The organism is Caulobacter soli (assembly GCF_011045195.1).
In the GTDB taxonomy this organism is placed as follows: Bacteria; Pseudomonadota; Alphaproteobacteria; order Caulobacterales; family Caulobacteraceae; genus Caulobacter; species Caulobacter soli.
Window position 1 is genome coordinate 3,168,558 of record NZ_CP049199.1, and the last position, 23,729, is coordinate 3,192,286.

Consider the following 23,729-nt stretch of genomic DNA (forward strand, 5'->3'; position numbering starts at 1 on the left):
AAGGAGACCCGGACGTGTCGTGCTAAGTCGGTTTACGGACTAGGTTTTCGCCCTCGACCGCGTTCCCTCCCTTCGCCGGCATGACCCGGATCAGGTTCGACGGGTCAGGGCGTTGGGCCCAATCTCAGCCGCGCAAAGCGACCCCCCGGTGAACGAGGGGGACACTAGGCCTGTTGGCGCTTGGGTCAAGCCGCTGTCGCGATGGCGTTACGGCTGCGTCGTCCCGCGTAACCTTTCCGCCGCCCCGTCCGAATGGCATGCTGTGATCCCTGGTTGGAGACTGTCGACATGGCGCGATCGAAGTTCGAAAACGGCTCCGCCCCCAACCGCCGCGCGGTGCTCACGGCGGCCCTGGGCGCGACGGCCCTGACGGCGGTCGGCGCGACACGCGCCTTCGCCCGCGCGCCCGTTCGCAACGTGGTGCTGGTCCACGGAGCCTGGGCCGATGGCTCTTGCTGGACAGAGGTCATCCTCCGCCTGCAGGCCGCCGGATACACCGTCACCGCGGTCCAGAATCCCCTGACCTCGCTGGCCGACGACGTCGCCGCCACCCGGCGGGCGCTGGCGTTGCAGGACGGCCCGACCGTGCTGGTCGGCCACTCCTGGGGCGGGGTGGTCATCAGCGAGGCCGGCGTCGATCCCAAGGTCACGGCCCTGGTCTATGTCGCCGCCCGCGCGCCCGACGCGGGCGAGAACTTCAACGCCCTGGCCGCGACCTATCCGACCACGCCGGTTCGCGCGGGCGTGGTGACGGTCGACGGCTTTTCGCGGCTGACGGAAGACGCCTTCCTGAAGCATTTCGCCGGCGACGTGCCCGCCGCCCGGGCCCGGGTTCTGTACGCCGCTCAACAGCCGATCGCCGCGACCCTGTTCGCGAGCAAGACCACGGTCGCGGCCTGGCGGACCAAACCCAGCTACTACGCCGTCTCGGCCAACGATGAGACCACCGCGCCGGACCTGGAGCGGTTCCTAGCCAAGCGCATGAAGGCGACGACCGTCGAGCTGCCGTCCAGCCACGTCTCGATGATCTCGCATCCCCAGGCGATCGTCGACCTGATCGAGCAGGCGGCCAAGGCGGGGGGCTAGAGCGTCCGCGCCCCGAAGGTGTCGCAGGCGCCGGGATCGCCGGCGTCGTAGCCCTTGCCGAACCAGCGCATGCGCTGGGCCGAGGTGCCGTGGGTGAAGCTGTCGGGCATGACCCGGCCCTGGGCCTGTTCCTGGATGGCGTCGTCGCCGACCGCCGCGGCCGCGCCCAGGCCGTCCTCGATGTCGGCCTTGGAGATCTGGATGCCGCCGCCCGAGGTCTCGGGCGCGTGACGGGCCCAGACCCCGGCATAGCAGTCGGCCTGCAGCTCCAGCCGCACCGAGCCGCTCTCGGCCCCGCGCGCGCCCAGGCGGCGAGTCTCGTCGCCGGCCCCGGTCAGGCTCTGGATGTGGTGGCCGATCTCGTGGCTGATCACGTAGGCGCGGGCGAACTCGCCCTTGGCCCCGAACCGGCTTTCCAGCTCGTTCCAGAAACTGGTGTCCAGATAGACCTTCTGGTCGGCCGGACAGTAGAACGGCCCCATGGCCGACTGGCCCGTGCCGCAGCCGGTGCCGGTGGCCTGGGTGTAGAGCACCACCGCCGCCGGAGGCCGGTAATTGACGTCGTGCTTGGCCAGCAGCGGGCCCCAGACATCGGTGTTGGAGGTCTCGATCACGTCGATGAACTGGCCCTCCTTGTCGCTGACCGAGCCGCGCACGCCCTCCTGGGCGGCGGGCTGCTGGGCGCCGTTGACGACGCTCATCGTGGTCTCGGGGTTGATCCCGAAGACGAAATAGCCGACCGCCGCCAGCACCACCGCGCCGATGCCGCCGCCGGCCAGGCCGACGCCGCCGACGCCCATGCCGCGCCGATCCTCGATATTGCCTTCGCGGCGTCCCCCACCCCATTCCATGCGATCGGTCTCCTGGTGTCGTTGTGAAAAGGCGTCAGGACGCCGGCTTGATAGCCCGCAGGCGGGCGTTGCTGGCGGCCAGGGCCTGGTCGGTCATCCGGTCCATGCGCTCGATGTCGGCGGCCATGTCGTCGGCGCCGGACCCGCGCGGCGGGATGGCCGGCAAGGTCGAGCGCAGGGTCGGCTCGGTCGGCGGCGTCGCGGCCTGGTTCAGCTCGCGCAGGGTCAGCTGGGTGTTGTAGCGGCTCTGGGCGGCCGACAGCTCCCGCTGGCTGGCCAGGGCGTTCTGGCGGGCGATGTCCTGCTGCTGAAGGATCTCGTTGCGCTCGCGCAGGGCCCGCTGGTCGGTCTGGGCGAAAGCCGACGCGCCGAGGGCCAGCGCCAAGCCCGCCGCCGCCGCGATCATCGTCGAAACTCTGGTCATGCCTTTTGGGGCTCCATGCATCCGGCCCCTACATAACGCGCCAAAGACGTCGTGTTCAGGGCCGCTTGACGGTGAAACGCGTCAGCTCGTTCCGGGGTGCATCCCATTCGGGGTCAAGCTCGGCGGCCTTGGAGTAGTCGCGATAGGCCGCCGTCACGTCGCCGAGGTTCTCGTGGGCGATACCGCGGTTGAAATAGGCCTTCTGCGGGTCCTTGACGCCCAGGGCCAGACCCTGGTCGATCTGGACCAGGCCCTCGCCATAGCGGCTGGAGCCGACATAGGCCGCGCCGCGATTGACATAGGCCTCGCCCAGGGCCGGATCGATCTTGGAGGCCTCGTCGAAGTCGCTGACCGCTCCATCGAAATCGCGCTGGCGCAGGTGCAGGACGCCGCGATTGACATAGGTGCGGGCCCGGTCTCGGAAGCCGAGGATCTCGGTTTCGAGAGCCAAGGTGCACTTGGTCACCGAGGCGTTGTCCGAGCGGCCCTCGATCGCGGCGTCGGCGCAATCCTTGGCCACGCCGCCGCCGATGATCAGGGTCGAGGCCCCCGCCGGGGCCACGCAAATCAGGGCCGCCGCGAGGCCGCCGGTCCACCGAAGGGTCGCGATCCAAGCCATGACGTCCTCCCAATACGGCGCGGCCTTCTGGGCGAGGCGCGCGGCTGGAGGCAGTCGCGCGGAGAACGCGCCGAGGTCGTGCTTTTCTGACCGTCAGCATAGCACGACCGTGCGCGAGCCTGTAGGAAATCGGCTTGGTCGTTTTCCTTGTCGCGAAAGACGTTCGATGCATCTGGCCCGCTTCCCCCGCGCCCGTTTCGCCCACCTGCCCACGCCGCTGGAGCCTCTGCCCCGCCTGGGCGCCGAGCTGGGGATCGACCTGTGGGTCAAGCGCGACGACTGCACGGGCCTGGCCGGCGGCGGCAACAAGACCCGCAAGCTGGAGTTCCTGCTCGGCGAGGCCCTGACCCAAGGCGCCGACACCCTGGTCACCCAAGGCGCGGTGCAGTCCAACCACGTGCGTCAGACCATCGCCGCCGGAGTGCGCTTCGGCCTCAAGAGCGAGATCATCCTGGAGGAGCGCACGGGCTCGAAGGCCAGCGACTATGTCGGCAACGGCAACGTGCTGCTGGACCGGCTGATGGGCGCCTCGATCCGCTTCGTGCCGGGCGGGACCGACATGGTCGCCGAGCTGGAAGCCTCGGCCGCGGCGGTGCGCCAGCGCGGCGGCAAGCCCTATGTGATCCCCGGCGGCGGCTCGAACACGGTCGGCGCCCTGGGCTATGTCGACTGCGCCCGCGAGCTGGTGGTCCAGGCCGACGCGCTGGACCTGAAGATCGACCGCCTGGTCACCGCCACCGGCAGCGCCGGCACCCATGCGGGCTTGGTGGCCGGCTTCGCCGCGCTCAGCGTCGACATCCCGATCCTGGGCTTCGGCGTGCGCGCGCCCAAGGCCAAGCAGGAGGAGAACGTCTTCAACCTGGCGGTCGCCACGGCCGAGACGATCGGCGCGGCCGGCCGGGTGACCCGCGAGAGGGTGGTGGCCGACTGCGACTATGTCGGCGCGGGCTATGGCCTGGTCGACCAAGGCGTGATCGACGCCCTGACCCTGGCGGCCCGCACCGAGGGCCTGCTGCTGGATCCGGTCTATTCGGGCAAGGCGATGAAGGGCCTGATCGACCAGGCCCGCAAGGGCGCGTTCAAGGGCCAACGGGTGGTGTTCCTGCACACCGGCGGCGCGCAGGGACTGTTCGGCTATCAGAGCGAGCTGGAGACCGCCCTTGTCTAAGACCTTGGGCGTCCTTGGCGGCATGGGTCCGGCCGCCACCCTGGACTTCCTGGCCAAGCTGCAGGCGGCGACGCCGGTCAGCCGCGAGCAGGATCACCTGCGGGTGCTGGTCGACATCAACCCCAAGGTGCCCGACCGCAACAACAGCTACGACGCCGCCGGGCCGGTGCTGGCGGAGATGGCTGTCGGCCTGCGCGACGCCGGCGCCCAGGTGCTGGCCATCGCCTGCAACACGGCCCACGCCTATGTCGACCAGGTGAAGGCCAGCGGCCTGCCCCTGGTGGACCTGATCGAGACGGCGGGCCTGGCTGCGAAAGCGGATGGGGCCGAACGCGTCGGCGTGCTGGGCACCGGCGGGGCCCTGTCGCTCTATCGCCGGACCTTCTCGCACCTGGCGATCGAGGCCGTCACCCTGGACGACCACGAGCAGGTCGAGTTCATGGCCCTGCTCTACCGCATCAAGCACGGCGACCTGGGTCCGGAGAGCCGCGAAACCATGGCCGCCCTCGCCCACCGCCTGGTCGGCAAGGGCGCGCAGGTGGTGGTGGCCGGCTGCACCGAGGTGCCCCTGGTGATGAGCGCCGCCGACCTGACCGTGCCGTTCATCGACGCGACCGAGGCGCTGGCCAAGCGGTGCGTCGAGGTGTGCCTGGCGCCCTAGAGGCCGATGCAGTCGACCTGCTGGGGCGAACTTCCGTGGGTCGACACGCGCCAGGTCTGGTCGGGCATCGCTCTGAGCCAGACCAGCTCCTCGCGGCACTTGGCGTCGTTGGTGAACTTGGTCTGGTAGGTCACGAGCACGTAGCCGCCCTTGGGCCGTCCCGCCGGGTCCACCGTTCTCTGCTCTCCCGTCTGCCGTCGATCCACGACGGGACCCAACGGCGCGTGCCCCGCCTTGTACGAGGCCTCGAACGACGCCCACGGAACCCCCATGGTCTTGTCGATGGCCTCGTAGGCTTCCAGGTACTTTCCGCTGTCGACCAGCTCGACATATTTGCGAGCCGCAAACCCGGGATCCTCGGTCGGCCAGACGACGTCCGGCGATGCGGCCGTTTGCGCTTGAGCCTGGGGCGGCGGCGCCTCGACCTTCCTGGCCGGCGTCGGCGCGGGAAACAGGACCAGGACCAGCACGAACACGCCGATGGCCCCGCCGGCCTGGACGAAGGTCTTGTACTTGACGTCGATGAAGCCCGGCAGGATGGCCGCGACGCCGCCGGCGGCCAGGGCCAGGATCACGCGATAGGTCCAGATCGCGGTCGGGCTGGGGTCCCTCACCACCGCGGTGAAGACCAGGATCGTGACGATGAAGATGGCGCCGAAGACAAACGCGATGAGAGCTTTGACGTCTATCTCACCGGTGACGAAGGAACGCTTCGGCGGATCTTCCATGAACCATGCCCTCACAGCCTCTGGCGCGACTCCTCCATAGCGAGAGGTTGTGAGAATTGCACGTTTTTATGCAAGGCGCGTCAGGGAGCTAGAACCTGTTCCCGCGCCACGAACGGCGTCACCACGTCCATCGCCTGCGTCACCCAGGCGTCCTTCTCGCCGACCGGCGCGACGTAGTGGATCGCGGCCCGCGCCGCCTCCCGGCCCGCGCCGCGCAGGATCATCCAGGCGGCCAGATAGGGCGAGGCCAGGCAGCCGCCGGCGGTGGCGACATTGCCGTTGGCGAAGAACGGCGCGTCGATGACCTCGACCCCGGCCTCGACCACCCACGGCTTGGTGGTCAGGTCGGTGCAGGCCGGCACGCCGTCCACCAAGCCCAGCTTGGCCAGGACCAGCGTGCCCGAGCATTGCGCCGCGATCAGCTGGCGCGCCGGGTCCAAGCGGATCTGGGCCAGCAGGTCCGCATCGGCGGCGATCTCGCGCGTCCTGATCCCGCTGCCGATGATCACCGCGTCGGCCTCGGCGACGAAGCTCAGCGGCTTCTGGCGGCGCACCGTGACGCCGTTCATCGAGGTCACTTCCTCGGTCGGCGACGTGATATGCGCCGTCCAGCCCTGAGGCTTGAGGCGGTTGAGGATCGCCGCGGCGACGAACGAGTCCAGCTCGTTGAAGCCGTCGAAGGTCAGCACCGCGATCTGCATGGTCAGGCTCCTGGAGGTCCCAGGCTTCTAGGCGATCGGCGGGCGAACGTCTTCAAGGTCTCGTGGGTGATGGGTCGCAAAGCCGTGCAGACGCCGTCACTCCGGCGCGACGCCCGCGAAGGTGCGCGGTTCGGGCTTGATCGTGACCTGGGTGCGTACGCCCTCCTCGAACAGGGCGCTGGCGTAGTCGAGGGCGGCCTTGTAGGCGGCCTCCTGGCTGGAATGCCGAGACAAGGTCTGGCCCTCGCGCTCGACGCACCAGTCGAAGGGTTTGGTGACCACCAGGATCAAGTCCACGGTCTGCTCCTGACCAGGCGGCCCGACGCCGCACGTGATCCCCCACAGACGATTGATGCCCGATTCCGGAAGCCGGACTATGCAGAACGGCGCGAAATCGCTCCGTAAACCCTGGTTTTTGTGGGAACGCGGTTAACGGCCGCAACAGCCGCCGTGGCCACCCTTGGAGCCGCCACCGCCGTATCCGCCGCCATGGCGACCGCCGCCCGACACCGTCACGCTGGTCGAGGAACTGGCGCTGGAACTGGCCTGGGCGCTCGACGAGGCGCTGGCGCCCGACCAGCCGCGCGCATAGCCCGAACGGCCATAGCTCTGACCGCCGACCCAGCCGCCGCCCACGCCGTAGCGGGCGCTGGAAGAACCGTAGTAACCACCGCCGGCCGAGCCTTCCAGCGACTGGGCGTAACCGTCGCCGGCCGCGTAGCTGCCCTGATAGCTCCAGCCCTGGCCTTCTTCGCTGTAGCGGGAGGATTCGGACTCGTAGGTCTCTTCCGAACGCTCGACGCTGCTTTCGGCGCGGCCCTGCTGGCGATCGCCGCGATCCTCATAGGCGCGCCCCTGGTAGGCGCCGCGGTCGTCCTCGCAATCGCAGCCGCGACGCTCGACGCGCTCCTGGCGCTCGACATAGACCGGCACGCGCACAATCCGCTCGACCGGGACCTCGACGCGCTTCTCGATCACGCGGTCGACGGGCACTTCCACCCGCCGTTCGACGATGCGGTCGACCGGCTTCTCGACGATCCGGACCACCGGCACTTCGACGCGCTTTTCCACGATGCGATCGACGGGCACCTCGACGCGTTTCTCGACGATCCGGTCCACGGGACGGTCGATATAGACGGGACGATCCACGGGCTTTTCGACGATCTTGACGACCGGAACCTCGACCCGCTTTTCGACGATGCGGTCCACCGGACGCTCGATATAGACGGGACGATCGACCGGCACCTCGACGCGCTTCTCGATATAGACCGGCTTTTCGACAATCTTGACCCGGGTCCGGACCACGGTCCGGGGCTTGGCCTGGGGCGCGGGCTTGGCGATGGGCGTGACGCGGGCCGGATAGCCGTCCGCCAGGGCGGTCGTCACGGGTCCCAGGACGGCGAACGTCATCGTCGCCGCTCCGATCAGGAGCACTGCCTTCGGGTTCATTACCAAGCGCCTTTCCGACTACGCCGACCAGCACTCCCCGACCGCTCCCCCGATGGACGGCCGAAAAGCGTCCCATTCTGGGTCGCGGCGTTGGGTTGGCAGCAAGCGGCGGGCCATATTTACTTCCGCTCATCCCGGCGAACGCCGGGACCCAGATCCCATAGCGGTGTGGTTGATTGGATGCGCTCAGCGCTCTTGGCGTCAGCCTCAAAGCCATTCATCTGGGTCCCGGCATTCGCCGGGATGAGCGGCATTTTTACAGCCCGAAGATCCGCCGCAGCCATTTCGGCACACGCTTCGGACGCGGCGCATCCTCGACGGTCTCCGGCCGCGGCGCATAGCGCGGCTCCGGTGGTCCGTCCCGGGCCACCAGCCCGGCCTTCAGCCCCGCCGTCATCACGTCGCGCCAGATGCGGGCCGGAAGGTCCCCGCCGACCATGCGGGTCATCGGCGAGTGGTCGTCGTTGCCGACCCAGACCCCGACCACCAGGTCGCCGGTGAAGCCGACGAACAGGGCGTCGCGATAGTCCTGGGTGGTGCCGGTCTTGCCATAGGCCTTCTGGCCCAGGCGCGCGGCGCGGCCGGTGCCTTGCTCGACCACCGCGCCCATCAGGTCCAGCAGGGCGTCGTGGGCGAAGGGCTCCAGCGGCTTGACGTCCGCCGCTGGGGTCGTGGCGGGCCGGCCATAGGGGCGAACCGGCATCTTGCCCGCCGCCACGGCGGCGTAGGCGCCGGTCAGCTCCAGCAGGTTGGTCTCGGCCGTGCCCAGAGACAGGGTGGCGTCGTCCTCGCGCAGCGGCGAGACGATCCCCAGGTCCCGCGCCGCCCGCACCACCGCCTCGCCGCCGGCCTGCTGATAGACCCGCGCGGCGATGATGTTGTTGGACTGGGCGAAGGCGTCGCGCAGGGTCATGTCGCGCCCGCCGCCGCCCTCGTAATTGGCGGGCTTCCAGCCGCCGATGGTGATCGGATCGCCGACCACCAGGTTGTCGGGCGTGGCCCCGTCGCGCAGGGCGGCCAGGTAGACGAACAGCTTGAACGCGCTGCCGGGCTGGCGCTGGGCCTGGACGGCGCGGTTGAACGGGGTCTGGCGATAGTTCGTGCCGCCCAGCATGGCCACGACCTGGCCGTCCGGGCGCATGGCCACCACCGCCACCTGCCCGACCCTGGCCTTGGCCGCGCCCTTCATGTCCTTGGCCACCGCCCGCTCGACGATGCGCTGCAGGCGGCTGTCCAGGGTGGTGGGCACGCGGACCTCGCCATAGCCCGGACCGTCGAAGGCTGACTTGACCTGCGGCGAAATCCAGTCGGCGAAATAGCCGCCCACCGGCAGGTCGGCGCGGGTGGTGCGCACGGCGACATGGCCGGCCGCGTCGGCCTGCTCGCGGGTGACGGCCTTGGTCGAGACCATGGCGTCCAGCACCAGCCGGGCCCGCGCGCCAGCCGCCTGGGGATGGTCGACGGGGTCCAGGTCGACCGGCGCCTTGACCATGCCGGCCAGCATCGCCGCCTCGCCGATCGACAGTTGCTCGGGAGCCTTGCCGAAATAGTGCCGCGCCGCCGCGCCCAGACCATAGACCCCGTCGCCGAAATAGATGCTGGAGAGGTAGCGCGACAGGATCTCGTCCTTGGACAGCCGCAGCTCCAGCCACAGGGCGATCATCGCCTCCTGGCCCTTGCGGCGCAGGCTACGCTCAGGCTTGAGGAAGGCGTTCTTGGCCAGTTGCTGGGTTATGGTGCTGCCGCCCTGGACGGTGCGGTGGGCCCTGGCGTTGACGACGAAGGCCCGCGCCATGCCCCGGAAGTCGATGCCGATGTGGTGGTAGAACCGGCGATCCTCGATCGAGGTGAAGGCGGCCGGCACGTACCTGGGCAGCGCCTTGATGACCACCGGCGCCTCCTTGTAGGCCCCGCGCCGGGCGAACGGCTGGCCCTGGTTGTCCAGCAGGATCAGGGCGCGATTGGGCAAGGGCTCCAAGGCCCGTGAGATCGGCAGGCTGGAGCCCAGCCAGACCAGCAGGACCACCAGCGGCAGCAGCGCCCCGATGCCCGCCCCGAACCACAGCCGATGACGCACGACGAAGGCGCGCGAGGCCGTCCAGGCGGACGCCAGCGATGTCTTCACCTCCTGTGGGATCATCAGCGACGCGCCTCCGCGACCTCAACGCCGCTCAAGCTTGCACAACGGCCGGGGAGGATCGCGGTTCACCGTGTCAGGACAGCGGCATGAAGGCGTCGATCCTGTCCAGGGCCGTCAACGGCGCGCGGATGCGGCAGCGCAGACCGTCGGCGCGGTAGTCAAGGTCGACCTCGCCGCTCAGCTCGCTGGGCAGGGCCAGTTCGACGATCCGCGAGCCGAACCCTCGTCGTTCGGGGGGCCGGACGGGCGGACCGCCCTGTTCGGTCCAGGTAATGTCCAGCTGGTCGCCGCCCGCCACCGACCAGCCGATGTCGACATGCCCGCCCGCCGCCGACAGGGCGCCGTACTTCAGGGCGTTGATCGCCAGTTCGTGGAAAGCCAGGGCCAGCACCACGGCCGGCTTGGGCGAGACCATCAGGTCGTCGCCGAGGATGGTCAGCTGGCCGGGATGGTCGCGATAGGGCGTGACCGAGCCGTCGATGATCTGGCGCAGGCTGGCCGACGACCAGTTCTCGTCGGTCAGCACGTTGTGGGTGGCGGCGATCGCCATCAGCCGTCCCTCGAACGCGGCGCGCACCGCCAGGTCGACGCCGGCGTTGCGCAGCGACTGGTTGGCGATCGACTGGATGGTGGCTAGGGTGTTCTTCACCCGGTGGTTCAGCTCGTTGACCAACAACTGGCGATGGGTCTCGGCGCGGATCTCGCCGGTGATGTCGCGCGAGGTGGCCAGCACCCGGATCACCCGGCCGTCCTCCAGGATCGGCGACACCGTGGTGTCCCACCAGCGCGGATCGCCCTTGGCGGTGGGGCAAGGGGCGCGGAAGGCGGCGGCCTCGCCGTTCATCGCGGCGCGCAGGGCCTGCTCGACACTGGCCCGGCTTTCGGCCGGCCACATGTCGGGCCAGTAGCGGCTGCGATTGCGGCCCGCGAAATCCTCGATCTCGAACAGCGCCTGGCCCCGGGCGTTCATGAATTCGACGAAGCCCTCGGGACTGATCACCCGGATGCAGTCGCGACTGGCCTCCACGATGCTGAGGAAATACGCGCCCGCTCGTTCAAGAACGGCCTTGTCCGATCCCTCGTCCGACACAGGGGTCTCCTTGCCCGACCCCATGTTCACCGAGCCGCGTCGCAATTCAAGCCATGCGTGTATTTTACGGTCAGGTTTCTGAAGGATGCGCCGATCGGTGGGCCGCGCGCCTAGCCCGGCAGCTCTTCGCGACTGGCTTCCAGCATGCCGACCAGGGCCGCCGACAGACGCGAGGTCTGGGCCATCCGGCGCAGCGCGTCACGGGCGTGTTCGCTGTCGGCGATCTCGGCTTGCCGCTCGAGGCGCTCGGCTTCGTTCAGATGGTCGAGTTGGCTGGGCATGGTGAATATTTACGGGAGGTGAACGAGTCGTACTATGTGACCGCTGGTCGCAGAACAGTGTAACACCACGTAAATTCAAGACCTTAGGTACGACACCGGTGTCAGAACTGAAAACGGCCCCGAGTCATTGCTGACCCGGGGCCGTCGTCCTGTTCCCCAACAGGACGGCGTCGCGCGCTACCAAATCCGGCGCGGCGGCGTCGCCTCAAAAACCGATGGCCTGTTCTCGCCGAACGACCGTGTACGCACAACGTGACGGCCTGTCGCAGGAGAATGACACGGCGTCATATAACAAAGCTCTACCAAAAGCGCTGGTCAAGCGATGACACCGGTATCATATCTAGACGCAACACCGCGCCGGCCAACGGCGACGGGGGTTTCGGCAAAGGACCGACCGGGAGGACGACCAGGAACGCGAGGCTCGCCAAGACCCCTCCCGCGCCTCTCCCGATCACCCTGCCGCGTCCTTGCGTCGCGGGTTCCAGCGTGAAAGTCCCTGGGAGAGTCTCGTCGCCATGCCGCTTAGCCCCCTCACCCGCCGCCGCCTGCTGGCGACGACCACCGCCACCTTCGCCGCCGCCGCGGCCATGGCCCCGCTGAAGGCCTTGGCCCAGGGCACGCCGCCGTCCAAGGACCAGGTCCTGGCGACGATGAAGAAGGCCTCGACCTTCATGGCCGAGAAGGCCGCCTACGAGGGTGGTTACGTCTGGAGCTACCTGCCCGACTTCTCGCGCCGGTTCGGCGAGATGGAGGCCTTCCCGACCATGATCTGGGTCCAGCCGCCCGGCACGGCGACCATGGGCCACCTGTTCCTGGACGCCTATCACGCCACCGGCGACGACTACTACTACCAGGCCGCCGCCAAGGCCGCCCAGGCCCTGATCAAGATCCAGCACCCGGCGGGCGGCTGGAACTACATGGGCGACCTGGCCGGGCCGGAGTCGCTGAAGAAGTGGTACGACACCATCGGCAAGAACGGCTGGCGGCTCGAGGAATTCCAGCACTACTACGGCAACGCCACCTTCGACGACGAGGGCACGGCCGAGAGCTGCCAGCTGATGCTGCGCATCTATTTGGAAAAGAAGGACAAGGCCTTCAAGCCGGCGCTGGACAAGGCCATCCAGTTCGTCCTCGACGCCCAGTATCCGAACGGCGGCTGGCCCCAGCGCTTCCCGCTGTCGGGCGGCTTCGAGAACCACGGCCACGCCGACTACACCGGCTACATCACCTTCAACGACGGTGTCGTCGACGAGAACATCAAGTTCCTGATCATGGTCTGGCAGACCCTGGGCGACAAACGGGTTCTGGACCCGATCCAGCGCGCCATGGACATCTATGTCGCCGCCCAGCAGCCGATGCCGCAGCCCGGCTGGGGCCTGCAGCACACCGTGGCCGACCTCAAGCCGGCCGGCGCGCGCACCTACGAGCCCAAGGCTTTCGCCAGCCACACCACGGCCGGCAACCTCGAAAACCTGATGGACTACTACGAGCTGACGGGCGACCCGAAGTACCTGGCCCGCGTGCCCGAGGCCATCGACTGGCTGGCCAGTCTGAAGCTGGACGACAAGATCGCCCCCGGCCGGCCGCGCTATCCCACCTTCATCGAGATCGGCACGGGCGATCCGCTCTACGTGCACCGCCGCGGCTCCAACGTGTTCAACGGCGAGTACTTCGTCGACAAGCACTGGGAGAACACGATCGTCCACTACTCGTCGTTCCGCGCGGTCAATATCGACAAGCTGCGCAAGCGCTACGCGGCGCTGAAGGCCACCCCGCCCGAGGTCGCCAGCAAGGACTCGCCGCTGAAGGTCAAGGGCGGCAGCCGCGCCCTGCCCCGCTACTTCACGACCAAGAGCATTTCGGTGTCGGACCTCAACGTCGGCGCTCTGAAGACCAGCGACAAGACGTCCGAAGCCGATGCCGCCAAACTGATGGCCGAACTGAACGCCGAGGGCTGGTGGCCCACCGCGATGAAGGCGGTCAGCAACCCCTATATCGGCGACGGCTCGACGACCGTGACCCCGGGCGAGTTCTCGATGACCCGCGTGGGCGACCCCACCGACACCTCGCCCTACATCGCCGACGTGCCCAAGCCGGGCATCTCGACGGGGGCCTATATCGAGAACATGGCGGCGCTGATCCGGTACGTGACGGCGTAGGATTTTGAAGGGGACACGCGCATGCGCGTGTCCCCAATCAGGGGCATGTCGACGCCCCGACTTTGGAACCCCGCGCCCCGCCGAAACGCTGTTCCTGGGTCGGATAAACAGCAACACCGTGTGCGCCATGGCCCTCAAGGCCTTCTTCTCCCTCGCCGTCCTGGCCGCCATTCTGGTCGGCCTGCTGATGCCCGTGCCCGGCCACCGCAAGGCCGAGGCCACTCAGTCGCGGATCGAGACGATCGACATCAAGAACTAGCCGAGGCTTGATCCCGCCGCGCGGCCGATTAGTTTGCCTCTCAAACAAATGTTTTAGAGAGGCCGCCCGTGACCGAAGCCTTCATCTGCGACGCCATCCGCACGCCGATCGGACGCTATGGCGGCGCGTTGTCGAGCGTGCGGGCCGATGACCTGGCGGCGATCCCGATCAAGGCGCTGATGGACCGCAATGGCGGCGTCGACTGGACCGCGCTGGACGACGTGGTGCTGGGCTGCGCCAACCAGGCCGGCGAGGACAACCGCAACGTCGCGCGCATGGCCGCCCTGCTGGCCGGCCTGCCGACCACCGCCTCGGGCTCGACCGTCAACCGCCTGTGCGGCTCGGGCCTGGACGCCCTCGGCGTGGCCGCCCGCGCCATCAAGGCCGGCGAGGCCCAGCTGATGCTCGCCGGCGGCGTCGAAAGCATGAGCCGCGCCCCGTTCGTGATGGGCAAGGCCGACAGCGCCTTCTCGCGCAACGCCGAGATCTTCGACACCACGATCGGCTGGCGCTTCGTCAATCCGGCCATGCGCAAGGCCTACGGCGTGGATTCCATGCCCGAGACCGCCGAGAACGTCGCCGACGACTGGAAGGTCAGCCGCGCCGATCAGAACGCTTTCGCCCTGCGCAGCCAGGCCCGCGCGGCCGCCGCGCAAGGCTCGGGCCGCTTCGACGCCGAGATCGTCTCCGTCACCCTGCCCCAGCGCAAGGGCGACCCGATGGTGGTCTCCAGGGACGAGCACCCGCGCGCCACCACGATCGAGGCGCTGTCGGCGCTGAAGCCCATCGTCCGCCCCGATGGCACGATCACGGCCGGCAACGCCTCGGGCGTCAATGACGGCGCGGCGTCGTTGATCGTCGCCTCGGAGGCGGCCGCCAAGGCCCACGGCCTGACGCCCCGCGCCCGCATCCTGGGCGTCGCCGCCGCCGGGGTCGAGCCGCGCGTCATGGGGATCGGCCCCGTGCCGGCCACCAAGAAGCTGTTGGCGCGCCTGGGCCTGTCGATCGGCGACATCGACGTGGTCGAGCTGAACGAAGCCTTCGCCGCCCAGGGCCTGGCCGTGCTGCGCGACCTGGGCCTGCCCGACGACGGCGAGCACGTGAACCCCAACGGCGGCGCGATCGCCCTGGGCCACCCGCTGGGCATGAGCGGCGCGCGGCTGGGCCTGACCCTGGTCGAGGAACTGCACCGGCGCGGCGCCCGCTACGGCCTGGCGACCATGTGCATCGGCGTCGGCCAGGGCATCGCCATGGTCGTGGAGCGGGTCTGAAGCGACACGGTCGACGGCCGACCCGAGGTCGCGCTAAGCATCGCTTCGCAACACGCCGGAGGACCCGCCATGGACGACCGCACGAAGATCGCACGCCGCAGCCTGCTGGGCGCCGGCGGACTGGTGCTGGCCACGCCCGGCCTGGTCCTGGCCGCCCCGCCACATAAGCCGCGCGTGACGATCCAGACCCCGCACGGCCCGATCGTGGTCGAGCTGGAGACCGAGAAGGCCCCGATCACCGCCGGCAACTTCCTGCGCTATGTCGACGCCAAGAAGTACGACGGCGGCACGTTCTACCGCGCCTCGCGCACCAAGGGCGTCAAGGGCGCGGGCACGATCCAGGGCGGCCCGCCGGCCCGCGTGCGCCGGTTCGCCCCGATCGAGCACGAGAGCACGCGCAAGACCGGCCTGCGCCACAAGGCCGGCACGATCTCGATCACCCGCAACGCGCCCGGCACGGCCACTTGCGACTTCTTCATCTGCGCCAGCCCCATGCCCTATCTGGACGCCCATCCGGGCGGATCGGGCGACAACCAAGGCTTCGCCGCCTTCGGCCAGGTCGTGGAGGGCATGGCCGTCGTGAAGAAGATCCTGGCGCTGCGCAGCGACGGCCCCGCCCCGACCCCGGCGATGAAGGGCGAGTTCCTGAACCCGCCGGTGCCGATCATCGGCATGAAGCGGGTTTAGGTCTGATCAGTCAGGCGCAGTGCGTGATCCTCGTCCTTCGACAGGCTCAGGATGCGGATCATTGCACAAGCCTCGGCGGTAGAAAGCCTCATCCTGAGCTTGTCGAAGGACGGGGTTTTCGCAGCCCCGGCTGAAGCCTAGCGCCGTGCTTTCTCGATCGCGTCGCCCAGCTCCATCCGGCGGGCCTCGAAACGGGCCCGCGTTCTTTCGGCGTCGGCCTGAAGGTCATCACGGCGACGGTCGAACTCGGCCTGCGAGGCATGGGCCTCGTCCTCCAGCGCCGCCAGCTCTTCCTTCAGCTTGGCCAGCCTGGCGTCGCGCGCCGCGACCTGGGCCTTCGCCGGCTTGGCGCGGGCGCGCTTGGGCAGACCCTTCAGGGCCGCGCCGAGACCGCCCGCCGGGGTGGTGATCACCGTCTCCGGCGCCTTCAGGGCGGCGTCGTGAGCGGCGCCCGCCTCCACCGCCTTGGCCGTGCCGTCCTTGAACAGGTCGCGGCCGACATCCCAGGCCTCAAGGGCCTTGGCGCGCGAGCTGGCGGCCACGGTGTAGTCGTGGAGACCGTCGGACCAGGAGAACACCTTGAGCTTGCGCACCATGTCTCTCGAACTCGCGAATTGTTTCGCCCGTTCCGAAGGTTGGCCTTAGGAACCTCACGCGACGACCGAGAATTTTCCCTCCACAGCTGATGGGGGACGACGATGCCCCAGGGCGACAAGTCGAAATACACCGACAATCAGGAACGCAAGGCCGACCACATCGCCGAAGGCTACGAGAAGCGCGGCGTCTCCGAGAAGGAGGCCGAACGGCGGGCCTGGGCGACGGTCAACAAGGACGACGGCGGCGGCAAGAAGCCCGGCGGCTCAGGGCGAAAGTCTCACTAGGGCTGGGGAACGATTTCCTCGTCCTTCGACAAGCTCAGGATGAGGAAATCGAATTCCACCAGCATAACAATAGCCCTCATCCCGAGCTTGTCGAAGGACGCAACCGGCCCCTACGACTTGCTCAGGTCCATCCCCAGCGTCGGCCCGATTCCATCCGGATGCTCGCCGAACGGATTGCTCGACCTGTGCTTGGCCGCCGCCTCGAGCTTGCGGCGCAGATCGTCGTCCAGGGTCAGTTCAGGCTTGGGCGTGGGGTCGTCCTCGTCGACCGGATCGTCGACGATCGAGGCCGACAGCACCTGGCGCAGACGCGCGCCGAACCGGGCGTCCTCCGACGTGCCCGACGCGGGCGGATCGGCCAGGAAACCCAGAACCTCTTCCAGGGCGGTGTCGTTGTCGACGCGGTCGGTCACGGGGTCTCTCCAAGCCAAGTTTCACTGAGATTGAAACGGCCGTGAGCCCATCACGGTTGCGAAGCACCGCCCACCGGCCCTAGACAGGCCGATCCGTATCTCTGGACGCCCGAACCATGGCCTGGACCCGCCTCTATGACGAAGCCGAGCCCCAGCGCGTCAATCGCTGGCTGGCCCAGAACGGCGTCTGCTCGCGACGCGAGGCCGAGGCCCTGATCCTCCAGGGCCTGGTGTCGATCGACGGCCTGCGGGTCGACGACGTCGGCCGCAAGATCGAACCCGGCCAGACCCTGGTGCTGTCCGATCGCGCCCAGGCCCAGCTGGACAGCGCGCTGACGGTGATGATCCACAAGCCGATCGGCATCGTCTCGGCCCAGCCCGATACCGGCCAGGTGCCGGCCGTGCGCCTGCTGACCCGCGAGGCCTTGTTCGGTCAGAGCCCAGTCATCCCCGGTTTCAACAACGCCCTGGCGCCCGTCGGCCGGCTGGACATGGATTCGCGCGGCCTGCTGATCCTCTCGGAGGACGGCGTGGTGGCCAAGGCGGTGATCGGCCCGGCCTCGGAGCTGGAAAAGGAGTATCTGGTCTGGGTCGACGGCTGGATCACCGACGAGAAACTGGACCTGCTGCGCCATGGTCTGGAGCTGGACGAGCGCCAGCTGCGTCCGGCCCAGGTCGACGTCGTGGGCCGCCAGCAGCTGAAGTTCATCCTCAAGGAAGGCCGCAACCGCCAGATCCGGCGGATGTGCGAGCTGGTCGAGCTGACGGTGGTGGATCTGCTGCGGATCCGCATCGGCGACCTGGTGCTGGGCGACCTGCCCGAGGGACGCTGGCGTCCGCTGACCGCCGCCGAGCGTTCAAGCCTGATCAGCCCCGTCACCCCATAACCGGCCGTTGACCGCAAACCCGGGCGGAGGCAGGGTCGCAATACCTCTTGGGGGATCGCGCCGGGAGGCTTAAGCCGGTCGCCTACCCTTTTTCGGCCCGTCGCTTTCAGTTCGTACAATCATGATCGCCATCACGCCCGCCGTTCCCCGCCCGGTCCGCAAGAAGAACCGGAACCGCCACCGTCCGTCGGTGCGCGCGTTGCGAACCATTCTGCCCACGATCGCCCTCGGCACGGCTGTCGCGATCATCGGCCAGGGCGCGATCCGGGCCATGGCCATCAAGCCCGCCGCCCCGGCCGCCGCCGCCCCGCTGCGCATGGACAATCCGCGCTTCACCGGCACGCTGAAGGACGGACGCGCCTTCCTGATCACCGCCACCTCGGCGACCCGAGACCTGAACAACGCCGATCAGGTGTTCCTGAAGAACCCGCAACTGACCCGCGGCTACGGCTCCGAAGCCCCCACCCACGTGATCTCAAAGGACGGGGCCTATCAGGAGGAGAAGGGCTCGCTGCTGCTGACCGGCGACGTCAAGGTCGACAACGGCCAGGGCTACCAGTTCGCCTCGCAGAAGGCCCTGATCGACACTCACACCGGCGACCTGGTCGGTGGGGCCGCCGTCGAGGGCGCCGGCCCGAACAACGGCGCCGTCCGGGCCGACGACTATTCGGTCAGCGACAAGGGCGACCGGGTGCTGTTCAAGGGTCGGGTGCGCACCCGCCTGACGCCGAACCAGTGATCACCCCCGCCCCGAAGGGACGTGGAGCCAGACCCAGCGTCTGCTTCCTCTACATCGCCCAGACCCACCAGATCCTGCACAGCCTGCCGATCGCCATCGCCCTGGCCAAGGGCTGGCCCGACATCGACGTCCACATCGCCACCACCACCCAGGAGCACCTGGACTATGTGCGCGCGCTGCTGGAGACGCTGGACGTCCCGCCGATCCCTTCGCGCCTGCTGCCGCCGGCCTGGCTGCGGGACCTGCGGCTGAGAGGCGCGGTCACCCCGCCAAAGGCCCTGATGCTGGCCGCCAACGCCCGTCGCCTGGGCCGCTATGACGCCGTGGTCACGCCCGAGCGCACCACCGCCCTGCTGCGCAAGCTGGGGGTCAAGGACTGCAAGCTGGTCTACACCCAGCACGGCGCGGGCGATCGCGGCGGCCCGTTCGAGCCGCGCCTCAAGCAGTTCGACCTGGTGATGGCCGCCGGCCCCAAGCAGCGCGACCGCATGCTGGACGAGGGCTGGGTCACGCAAGAGACCTGCGCCATGGTCGGCTACCCCAAGTTCGACATCATCGACGCCCTGCCGCCCTCGCCCCTGCCGGCCTTCCGCGAGGCCAAGCCGGTGGTGCTGTACAATCCCCACTTCCACCCGACCCTGGGTTCGTGGCCGCGATGGGGCCGGCAGATTCTCGAGCGGTTCGCGGCGGACGAACGTTACAACCTGATCTTCGCGCCCCATATTCGCCTCTTCGAGGGGGCGGATCCACGGACGATCGAGGCGCTGACGCCCTTCATCGACCACCCACGCATCCATCTCGACCTGGGGGGGCCCGCCGCGATCGACATGACCTACACCCGCGCGGCCGACATCTATCTGGGCGACGTCTCCAGCCAGGTCTACGAGTTCCTGCGCAAGCCCAAGCCGTGCCTGTTCCTCAACGCCAGCGACGCCGACTGGCGCGGCGACGAGAGCTTCCACCACTGGGCCTACGGACCCGTGCTCGACGGGATCGAGGGTCTGGTCGACGCCGTCGCCTCGGCCCAGAGCGGCCACGCGGCCTTTGTCGAACCTCAGAAGCGCGGCTTCGCCGAGAGCTTCGACCTGCGGGAGACGCCATCGTCGGTGCGCGCCGCCCAGGCCATCGTCGATCGCCTGCCCACGGAATCGCGACGCCTCCGATGAGCAACGAACCCAATGTCCTCAAGCGGGTCCTGGCCAACGCCGGCACCCTGCTCGGCGGCCGGACGGTCAACGCCGTGGTCGGACTGGCCTATATCGCCCTGACCGCCCGGGGCCTGGGCAAGGAACTGATGGGCGTGCTCGTCCTGATCAACGCCTTCGCCCAGTTCCTGGGCGAGGTCGCCAAATTCCAGTCCTGGCAGACGCTGCTGCAATACGGCGCCTCGGCCCTGCTGCAGGACGACCGGCCGCGCTTCCAACAGGTGCTGCGCTTCACCCTGCTGCTCGATTCGATCGGCGCGGCCGTGGGCGTGGCCTTGGGCGTGGTGGGCGCGCTGCTGTTCGGCCACCTGCTGGGCTGGCCGTCGACGCTGTCGCCGGCCGCCGCCTGCTACGCCCTGTCGATCGCGGTGATGGACTCGGCCACCTCGGTGGGCCTGCTGCGCCTGTTCGACCGATTCCGCTTCCTGGCGGCCGAGCAGGCCGTCAGCTCGGCGGTGCGCCTGATCGGCTGCGCCCTGTGCTTCACTCAGCACGCCCCGATCGAGGCCTATCTGGCCGCCTGGGCCGCGGGCACGGTCACGGCCTTCATCTACGTCAACGGCGTGGCCCTGTGGGATCTGAACCGCCGGCAGCTGCTGAAGGGCTTCACCGTGCGCGGGCCACTGTCGGAAGGCCTGCCCGGCATCTGGCGCTTCGCCTGGGCGACCAATTTCAGCGGCACGATCGACACCGCCTTCAGCCAGGTGATCACCCTGGTGGTCGGCTCGGTGCTCGGCCCGGCCCAGGCGGCCATGTGGCGGGTGGGCCGCCAGGTGGCCGACGGCATGGCCAAGCCGGCCAAGCTGCTGGTGCCGGCCCTCTATCCGGAACTGGCCAAGATGCGCGCCACCGGCGGCGAGGAAGCCATGCGCAAGCTGTCGCGCCAGATCGGCCTGATCGGCGGAGCGGTGGCGGGCGTGCTGCTGCTGATCTCGGTCCTGTTCGGCGACGACGTGCTGACCATCGTCATGGGTCCGGCGTTCGCCGCCGGCGCCGCGATCATGAACTGGCAGGTGGCCGCCGCCGCCATCGGCGTGCTGGCCATGCCGCTGGAGCCGATGCTGGTCTCGCTGGGCAAGGCGGGCCTGGCCCTGCGCGTGCGGGCCGTGGTCTGCGCCCTCTATCTGATCGCCCTGGTTCCCTTGATCCGCGCCGCTGGCCTGAACGGGGCCGGCGCGGCGCTGGTCGCCGTCGCGGCCGCCCTGGCGCTGGGCATGTACTGGGCCCTCAAGCGCAGCCTGACGGCTGAAACGGCCCTCCCAAAAGACGAACAAACTTGCGCCGAGGATAAAAACGGCGCCAAAGGCGTCCCGCAATGATTACTCCGACGTCCTCCTCGCGAACCGTGAGATTCGCCGATTTCCCGACCCTGACGGCCGCGCTCGACTTCGCCGCGACTGGCGAAACGGGGATCAACCTCTATTCGCTGCGCGGCGAACTGGTCGAGGCCCTGCCCTACGCCAGGTTGCGCGAACAGGCCCTGGACCTGGCGCCGCGCCTGCTGGCGACCGGCGCCAAGCCGGGCGAGAGCGTGGGGCTGATCGCCGAAACCGAAGCCGACTTCGTGCGCGCCTTCTTCGCCTGCCAGTACGCCGGCCTGGTGCCCGCGCCCCTGCCCCTGCCCGCCCCGCTGGGCGGCCGCGAGGGCTATATCGAGCAGATCGCGCGGATGCTGGCCTCGGCCCACGCCAAGCTGCTGATCGGCCCGGCCGGCATGAAGGACTGGGTGGCCGAGATCGCCGCCAGGACTCCGCTGAACTTCGCCGGCGGCCTGGCCGACCTGCCGGACTCCAAAGGCGACGCCCTGCCGACGGTCGCTCCGGACAACACCTGCTACCTGCAGTTCTCGTCGGGCAGCACGCGCTTCCCGACCGGGGTGCTGGTCACCCACCGGGCCCTGATGGCCAACGCCGTGGCCATCACCCGCGACGGCCTGCAGGTGAAGCCGACCGACCGCGCTGTCTCGTGGCTGCCGCTCTATCACGACATGGGTCTGATCGGCTTCCTGCTGTCGCCGATGACCAGCCAGATGACGGTCGACCTGCTGCCCACCGGCGCCTTCGTGCGCCGGCCGCTGCTGTGGCTGGACCTGATCACCAAGAACGGCGGCACCATCTCCTACAGCCCGACCTTCGGCTACGAGCTGTGCGCCCGCCGCGCCGAGGTGGCCTCGATCGAGCACCTGAACCTGTCCAAGTGGCGCAGCGCCGGTCTCGGCGGCGACATGATCCGCACCGGTCCGCTGCTGGCCTTCGCCGAGCGCTTCGCCAGCGTCGGGTTCTCGGACAAGGCCTTCGTGGCCAGCTACGGCATGGCCGAGGCCACCCTGGCCCTGTCGATGGCCCCGCTGGGCGGCGGCCTGAAGACCGAGCGCCTGGACGTCGAGCGCCTGGAGCAGCACGAGGCGGTCATCACCGACGACACCGAGCGCTCGCGCGAATTCGCCCGCAACGGCCCCGCCCTGCCCGGCCACGAACTGGAAGTGCGCGACGAGAACGGCGCGGTCCTGCCCGAACGCGGCGTCGGCCGCATCTACGCCCGCGGCCCCAGCCTGATGCGCGAATATTTCGAACAGCCGCAGGAGACCGCCCGCGTGCTGTCGGCCGACGGCTGGCTGGACACCGGCGACCTGGGCTACCTGATCGACGGCGAGATCGTCATCACCGGTCGCGGCAAGGACCTGATCATCCTCAACGGCCGCAACATCTGGCCGCAGGACCTGGAATGGACCGCCGAGGCCGAGGTCGACGGCCTGCGCAGTGGCGACGTGGCGGCCTTCTCGGTGCCCGGCGACGGCGAGGAGACGGTGGTGGTGCTGGTCCAGGCGCGCGGCGGCGACGCCGACACCCGCGCGGCCCTGGTCGAGAAGATCACCGGCGTCCTGCGCCTGCGCCACCAGGTCGAGACCCAGGTCCAGCTGGTCGGGGCCCACGCCCTGCCCCAGACCTCGTCGGGCAAGCTCAGCCGCTCCAAGGCCAAGGCGGCCTATCTGGCCGGGGCCTACGCCGCGACCGAGCGCGCCTGACATGGACGCGGCCCGCGAAGGGCCCCCAGGGGAGAGACTCGTCGCCGTCACCGGCGCCACGGGCTTCCTGGGTCGCCGCCTGGTCAGAACCCTGGCCGAACAAGGCTGGACCGTTCGGATCCTGGCCCGCCGCGACGTCACCGATCCGTCCTGGACGGGCCTGGAACCCCAACTGGTGATCGGCGACCTGGCCAACGCCGCCGCCCTGGCGATGCTTTGCGACGGCGCCGAGGTCGTCGTTCACGTGGCCGGCCTGATCAAGGCGCGGGATCGCGCGGCCTTCGATCGCGCCAATGTCGAGGGCGCGCGACAGGTCGCCAAGGCGGCCAAGGCGGCCGGCGCGCGACTGGTCCTGGTCTCCAGCTTGGCCGCCCGAGAGCCGCAATTGTCCGATTACGCCGCAAGTAAGCGTGGCGGAGAAGACGCAGCTCGCGAGTTTTTTGGTGACAGCCTGACCATTGTCAGACCACCGGCGATCTACGGACCGGGCGACGTCGAGACGCTCAGACTGTTCAAAATGGCCTCTGAAAGCGCCATTTTACCGGTCTTGGACCCCAAATCGCGCACCACTTGGATCCATGTCGACGACGCCTCGGCCCGCATCGCCGACGTGGTCAAAACGCCGCGCCCAGGACTGCTCAGCTTGTCCGACGACCGCCCCGAGGGGTATGGCTGGGTCGAACTCATGGAGACCGCATCCAAAGCGGTCGGCGCGTCGCCAAGGCTGGTCCGCATCCCCCCGGGGGCGATCAAAGCTTTGGCGGTTTTGTCAAAATGGGCTTCATTCGTCACCGGGAAGGACACAATTCTTACTCCCGGTAAGGCTCGGGAGTTGCTTCACGCCGATTGGGGCCTATCTAGCAACGATCCGATTCCGGACTTTCCCGCGTTGCGATACCCTCTCCGGGAGGGATTCGCCCAAAGCGTGCGCTGGTATCGTTCGGAAGGCTGGTTGAAGGATAAAAAGTCTCGGGAATAGCCAAATGTGGCGATTTTTCAGTCGAG

General features: G+C 68.8%; 26 protein-coding genes and 1 riboswitch. Of the genes, 14 read left to right on the forward strand and 12 right to left on the reverse strand.

The window, feature by feature from the left end:
- Window positions 1-50: 50 nt before the first annotated feature.
- Window positions 51-158: riboswitch (TPP riboswitch) on the reverse strand.
- A 130-nt stretch (window positions 159-288) separates the two neighbouring features.
- Window positions 289-1,086, forward strand: coding sequence for an alpha/beta fold hydrolase (locus tag G3M62_RS14740; protein ID WP_165188220.1), 798 nt, complete (start codon window positions 289-291; stop codon window positions 1,084-1,086).
- Here the strand turns inward: G3M62_RS14740 and ypfJ are convergent.
- From ypfJ to G3M62_RS14755, 3 genes are read right to left on the reverse strand one after another with little or no spacing between them, the layout of a single operon-like run.
- The gene (gene ypfJ / locus G3M62_RS14745; protein ID WP_165188223.1) at window positions 1,083-1,937 is read right to left on the reverse strand and encodes a KPN_02809 family neutral zinc metallopeptidase; all 855 of its coding nucleotides are present in this window, start codon (window positions 1,935-1,937) and stop codon (window positions 1,083-1,085) included. The genes G3M62_RS14740 and ypfJ overlap by 4 nt on opposite strands.
- Before the next feature lie 34 nt (window positions 1,938-1,971).
- Entirely contained in the window at window positions 1,972-2,361 is a 390-nt protein-coding gene (locus G3M62_RS14750; RefSeq protein ID WP_165188225.1) for a hypothetical protein, read from the reverse strand.
- Window positions 2,362-2,416: 55 nt separating this feature from the next.
- Window positions 2,417-2,980, reverse strand: a complete 564-nt coding sequence (locus G3M62_RS14755) for a tetratricopeptide repeat protein (RefSeq protein WP_165188226.1) — start codon at window positions 2,978-2,980, stop codon at window positions 2,417-2,419.
- A gap of 166 nt (window positions 2,981-3,146) precedes the next feature.
- Here G3M62_RS14755 and cuyA point away from each other — a divergent pair, with 166 nt between their 5' ends.
- Both cuyA and cuyB read left to right on the forward strand, forming a co-directional pair.
- Complete coding sequence (gene cuyA, locus G3M62_RS14760) at window positions 3,147-4,148, forward strand: D-cysteate sulfo-lyase (protein WP_165188228.1); 1,002 nt, start codon at window positions 3,147-3,149, stop codon at window positions 4,146-4,148.
- Window positions 4,141-4,809 (forward strand): cysteate racemase, encoded by a 669-nt coding sequence (cuyB, locus tag G3M62_RS14765; RefSeq protein WP_165188229.1) that lies wholly within the window; start codon window positions 4,141-4,143, stop codon window positions 4,807-4,809. Before cuyA ends, cuyB begins: the two co-directional genes overlap by 8 nt.
- Here cuyB and G3M62_RS14770 read toward each other — a convergent pair.
- From G3M62_RS14770 to G3M62_RS14800, 7 genes are all read right to left on the reverse strand, one after another.
- Window positions 4,806-5,537, reverse strand: a complete 732-nt coding sequence (locus G3M62_RS14770) for a DUF4019 domain-containing protein (RefSeq protein ID WP_165188231.1) — start codon at window positions 5,535-5,537, stop codon at window positions 4,806-4,808. The genes cuyB and G3M62_RS14770 overlap by 4 nt on opposite strands.
- An 80-nt stretch (window positions 5,538-5,617) precedes the next feature.
- A complete protein-coding gene (locus G3M62_RS14775) occupies window positions 5,618-6,238 on the reverse strand; it encodes a DJ-1/PfpI family protein (protein ID WP_165188233.1) in 621 nt (206 codons plus the stop codon).
- A 96-nt stretch (window positions 6,239-6,334) separates the two neighbouring features.
- Window positions 6,335-6,535 (reverse strand): hypothetical protein, encoded by a 201-nt coding sequence (locus G3M62_RS14780; RefSeq protein ID WP_165188235.1) that lies wholly within the window; start codon window positions 6,533-6,535, stop codon window positions 6,335-6,337.
- A 132-nt stretch (window positions 6,536-6,667) separates the two neighbouring features.
- Window positions 6,668-7,648: an IMCp domain-containing protein gene (locus tag G3M62_RS14785; RefSeq protein ID WP_246263280.1), complete on the reverse strand. Its 981-nt coding sequence runs from the start codon at window positions 7,646-7,648 to the stop codon at window positions 6,668-6,670.
- Between the two features lie 295 nt (window positions 7,649-7,943).
- Complete coding sequence (locus G3M62_RS14790; RefSeq protein ID WP_165188239.1) at window positions 7,944-9,827, reverse strand: transglycosylase domain-containing protein; 1,884 nt, start codon at window positions 9,825-9,827, stop codon at window positions 7,944-7,946.
- A 73-nt stretch (window positions 9,828-9,900) separates the two neighbouring features.
- Window positions 9,901-10,917, reverse strand: coding sequence for a sensor histidine kinase (locus tag G3M62_RS14795; protein ID WP_165188241.1), 1,017 nt, complete (start codon window positions 10,915-10,917; stop codon window positions 9,901-9,903).
- 110 nt (window positions 10,918-11,027) lie between these two features.
- Window positions 11,028-11,198, reverse strand: a complete 171-nt coding sequence (locus tag G3M62_RS14800; protein WP_165188243.1) for a hypothetical protein — start codon at window positions 11,196-11,198, stop codon at window positions 11,028-11,030.
- Window positions 11,199-11,713: 515 nt separating this feature from the next.
- On the opposite strand from G3M62_RS14800, the gene G3M62_RS14805 reads away from it, so the two are divergent.
- The 4 genes from G3M62_RS14805 (at window position 11,714) to G3M62_RS14815 (ending at window position 15,574) form a co-directional block, all read left to right on the forward strand.
- Window positions 11,714-13,357: a pectate lyase gene (locus G3M62_RS14805; protein WP_165188245.1), complete on the forward strand. Its 1,644-nt coding sequence runs from the start codon at window positions 11,714-11,716 to the stop codon at window positions 13,355-13,357.
- Window positions 13,358-13,484: 127 nt separating this feature from the next.
- Complete coding sequence (locus G3M62_RS26765) at window positions 13,485-13,616, forward strand: hypothetical protein (RefSeq protein ID WP_281360059.1); 132 nt, start codon at window positions 13,485-13,487, stop codon at window positions 13,614-13,616.
- Window positions 13,617-13,684: 68 nt separating this feature from the next.
- Entirely contained in the window at window positions 13,685-14,887 is a 1,203-nt protein-coding gene (gene pcaF / locus G3M62_RS14810; protein WP_165188247.1) for a 3-oxoadipyl-CoA thiolase, read from the forward strand.
- 69 nt (window positions 14,888-14,956) lie between these two features.
- Window positions 14,957-15,574 carry a peptidylprolyl isomerase gene (locus tag G3M62_RS14815; protein WP_165188249.1) on the forward strand — a complete coding sequence of 206 codons (618 nt, stop codon included), beginning with the start codon at window positions 14,957-14,959 and terminating at the stop codon, window positions 15,572-15,574.
- A 137-nt stretch (window positions 15,575-15,711) separates the two neighbouring features.
- Here G3M62_RS14815 and G3M62_RS14820 read toward each other — a convergent pair whose 3' ends face one another.
- A complete protein-coding gene (locus tag G3M62_RS14820) occupies window positions 15,712-16,170 on the reverse strand; it encodes a hypothetical protein (protein ID WP_165188251.1) in 459 nt (152 codons plus the stop codon).
- Between the two features lie 102 nt (window positions 16,171-16,272).
- Here G3M62_RS14820 and G3M62_RS14825 point away from each other — a divergent pair, with 102 nt between their 5' ends.
- Window positions 16,273-16,455, forward strand: coding sequence for a hypothetical protein (locus tag G3M62_RS14825; protein WP_165188253.1), 183 nt, complete (start codon window positions 16,273-16,275; stop codon window positions 16,453-16,455).
- A 110-nt stretch (window positions 16,456-16,565) separates the two neighbouring features.
- Here the strand turns inward: G3M62_RS14825 and G3M62_RS14830 are convergent, their stop codons facing one another.
- Entirely contained in the window at window positions 16,566-16,868 is a 303-nt protein-coding gene (locus tag G3M62_RS14830) for a hypothetical protein (RefSeq protein ID WP_165188255.1), read from the reverse strand.
- Between the two features lie 116 nt (window positions 16,869-16,984).
- Between G3M62_RS14830 and G3M62_RS14835 the strand changes: the two genes are divergently transcribed.
- The 6 genes from G3M62_RS14835 to G3M62_RS14860 all read left to right on the forward strand — a co-directional run bounded on the left by G3M62_RS14835 (window position 16,985) and on the right by G3M62_RS14860 (window position 23,703).
- A complete protein-coding gene (locus G3M62_RS14835; protein WP_165188257.1) occupies window positions 16,985-17,755 on the forward strand; it encodes a pseudouridine synthase in 771 nt (256 codons plus the stop codon).
- Window positions 17,756-17,876: 121 nt separating this feature from the next.
- Window positions 17,877-18,494, forward strand: coding sequence for an LPS export ABC transporter periplasmic protein LptC (gene lptC, locus G3M62_RS14840; protein ID WP_165188259.1), 618 nt, complete (start codon window positions 17,877-17,879; stop codon window positions 18,492-18,494).
- The gene (locus G3M62_RS14845) at window positions 18,491-19,660 is read left to right on the forward strand and encodes a glycerophosphotransferase (protein WP_165188261.1); all 1,170 of its coding nucleotides are present in this window, start codon (window positions 18,491-18,493) and stop codon (window positions 19,658-19,660) included. The genes lptC and G3M62_RS14845 overlap by 4 nt, the downstream gene beginning before the upstream one ends.
- Window positions 19,657-21,018: a lipopolysaccharide biosynthesis protein gene (locus tag G3M62_RS14850; protein ID WP_165188263.1), complete on the forward strand. Its 1,362-nt coding sequence runs from the start codon at window positions 19,657-19,659 to the stop codon at window positions 21,016-21,018. The genes G3M62_RS14845 and G3M62_RS14850 overlap by 4 nt, the downstream gene beginning before the upstream one ends.
- Window positions 21,015-22,724 carry a fatty acyl-AMP ligase gene (locus tag G3M62_RS14855; protein ID WP_165188265.1) on the forward strand — a complete coding sequence of 570 codons (1,710 nt, stop codon included), beginning with the start codon at window positions 21,015-21,017 and terminating at the stop codon, window positions 22,722-22,724. Before G3M62_RS14850 ends, G3M62_RS14855 begins: the two co-directional genes overlap by 4 nt.
- Window position 22,725: 1 nt before the next feature.
- Window positions 22,726-23,703: an NAD-dependent epimerase/dehydratase family protein gene (locus tag G3M62_RS14860; protein ID WP_165188267.1), complete on the forward strand. Its 978-nt coding sequence runs from the start codon at window positions 22,726-22,728 to the stop codon at window positions 23,701-23,703.
- Window positions 23,704-23,729: the final 26 nt, after the last annotated feature.

Bases quoted from the DNA above. Each gene is read 5' to 3' on its own strand.
- G3M62_RS14775 (WP_165188233.1), bottom strand. From the start codon at position 6,238: ATGCAGATCGCGGTGCTGACCTTCGACGGCTTCAACGAGCTGGACTCG.
- G3M62_RS14860 (WP_165188267.1), top strand. From the start codon at position 22,726: ATGGACGCGGCCCGCGAAGGGCCCCCAGGGGAGAGACTCGTCGCCGTC.
- G3M62_RS14750 (WP_165188225.1), bottom strand. From the start codon at position 2,361: ATGACCAGAGTTTCGACGATGATCGCGGCGGCGGCGGGCTTGGCGCTG.
- G3M62_RS14785 (WP_246263280.1), bottom strand. From the start codon at position 7,648: ATGACGTTCGCCGTCCTGGGACCCGTGACGACCGCCCTGGCGGACGGC.
- G3M62_RS14740 (WP_165188220.1), top strand. From the start codon at position 289: ATGGCGCGATCGAAGTTCGAAAACGGCTCCGCCCCCAACCGCCGCGCG.
- G3M62_RS14800 (WP_165188243.1), bottom strand. From the start codon at position 11,198: ATGCCCAGCCAACTCGACCATCTGAACGAAGCCGAGCGCCTCGAGCGG.
- G3M62_RS14850 (WP_165188263.1), top strand. From the start codon at position 19,657: ATGAGCAACGAACCCAATGTCCTCAAGCGGGTCCTGGCCAACGCCGGC.
- G3M62_RS14835 (WP_165188257.1), top strand. From the start codon at position 16,985: ATGGCCTGGACCCGCCTCTATGACGAAGCCGAGCCCCAGCGCGTCAAT.
- G3M62_RS14770 (WP_165188231.1), bottom strand. From the start codon at position 5,537: ATGGAAGATCCGCCGAAGCGTTCCTTCGTCACCGGTGAGATAGACGTC.
- G3M62_RS14820 (WP_165188251.1), bottom strand. From the start codon at position 16,170: ATGGTGCGCAAGCTCAAGGTGTTCTCCTGGTCCGACGGTCTCCACGAC.
- G3M62_RS14815 (WP_165188249.1), top strand. From the start codon at position 14,957: ATGGACGACCGCACGAAGATCGCACGCCGCAGCCTGCTGGGCGCCGGC.
- cuyA (WP_165188228.1), top strand. From the start codon at position 3,147: ATGCATCTGGCCCGCTTCCCCCGCGCCCGTTTCGCCCACCTGCCCACG.
- G3M62_RS14855 (WP_165188265.1), top strand. From the start codon at position 21,015: ATGATTACTCCGACGTCCTCCTCGCGAACCGTGAGATTCGCCGATTTC.
- G3M62_RS14825 (WP_165188253.1), top strand. From the start codon at position 16,273: ATGCCCCAGGGCGACAAGTCGAAATACACCGACAATCAGGAACGCAAG.
- G3M62_RS14790 (WP_165188239.1), bottom strand. From the start codon at position 9,827: ATGATCCCACAGGAGGTGAAGACATCGCTGGCGTCCGCCTGGACGGCC.
- G3M62_RS14755 (WP_165188226.1), bottom strand. From the start codon at position 2,980: ATGGCTTGGATCGCGACCCTTCGGTGGACCGGCGGCCTCGCGGCGGCC.
- ypfJ (WP_165188223.1), bottom strand. From the start codon at position 1,937: ATGGAATGGGGTGGGGGACGCCGCGAAGGCAATATCGAGGATCGGCGC.
- lptC (WP_165188259.1), top strand. From the start codon at position 17,877: ATGATCGCCATCACGCCCGCCGTTCCCCGCCCGGTCCGCAAGAAGAAC.
- G3M62_RS14805 (WP_165188245.1), top strand. From the start codon at position 11,714: ATGCCGCTTAGCCCCCTCACCCGCCGCCGCCTGCTGGCGACGACCACC.
- G3M62_RS26765 (WP_281360059.1), top strand. From the start codon at position 13,485: ATGGCCCTCAAGGCCTTCTTCTCCCTCGCCGTCCTGGCCGCCATTCTG.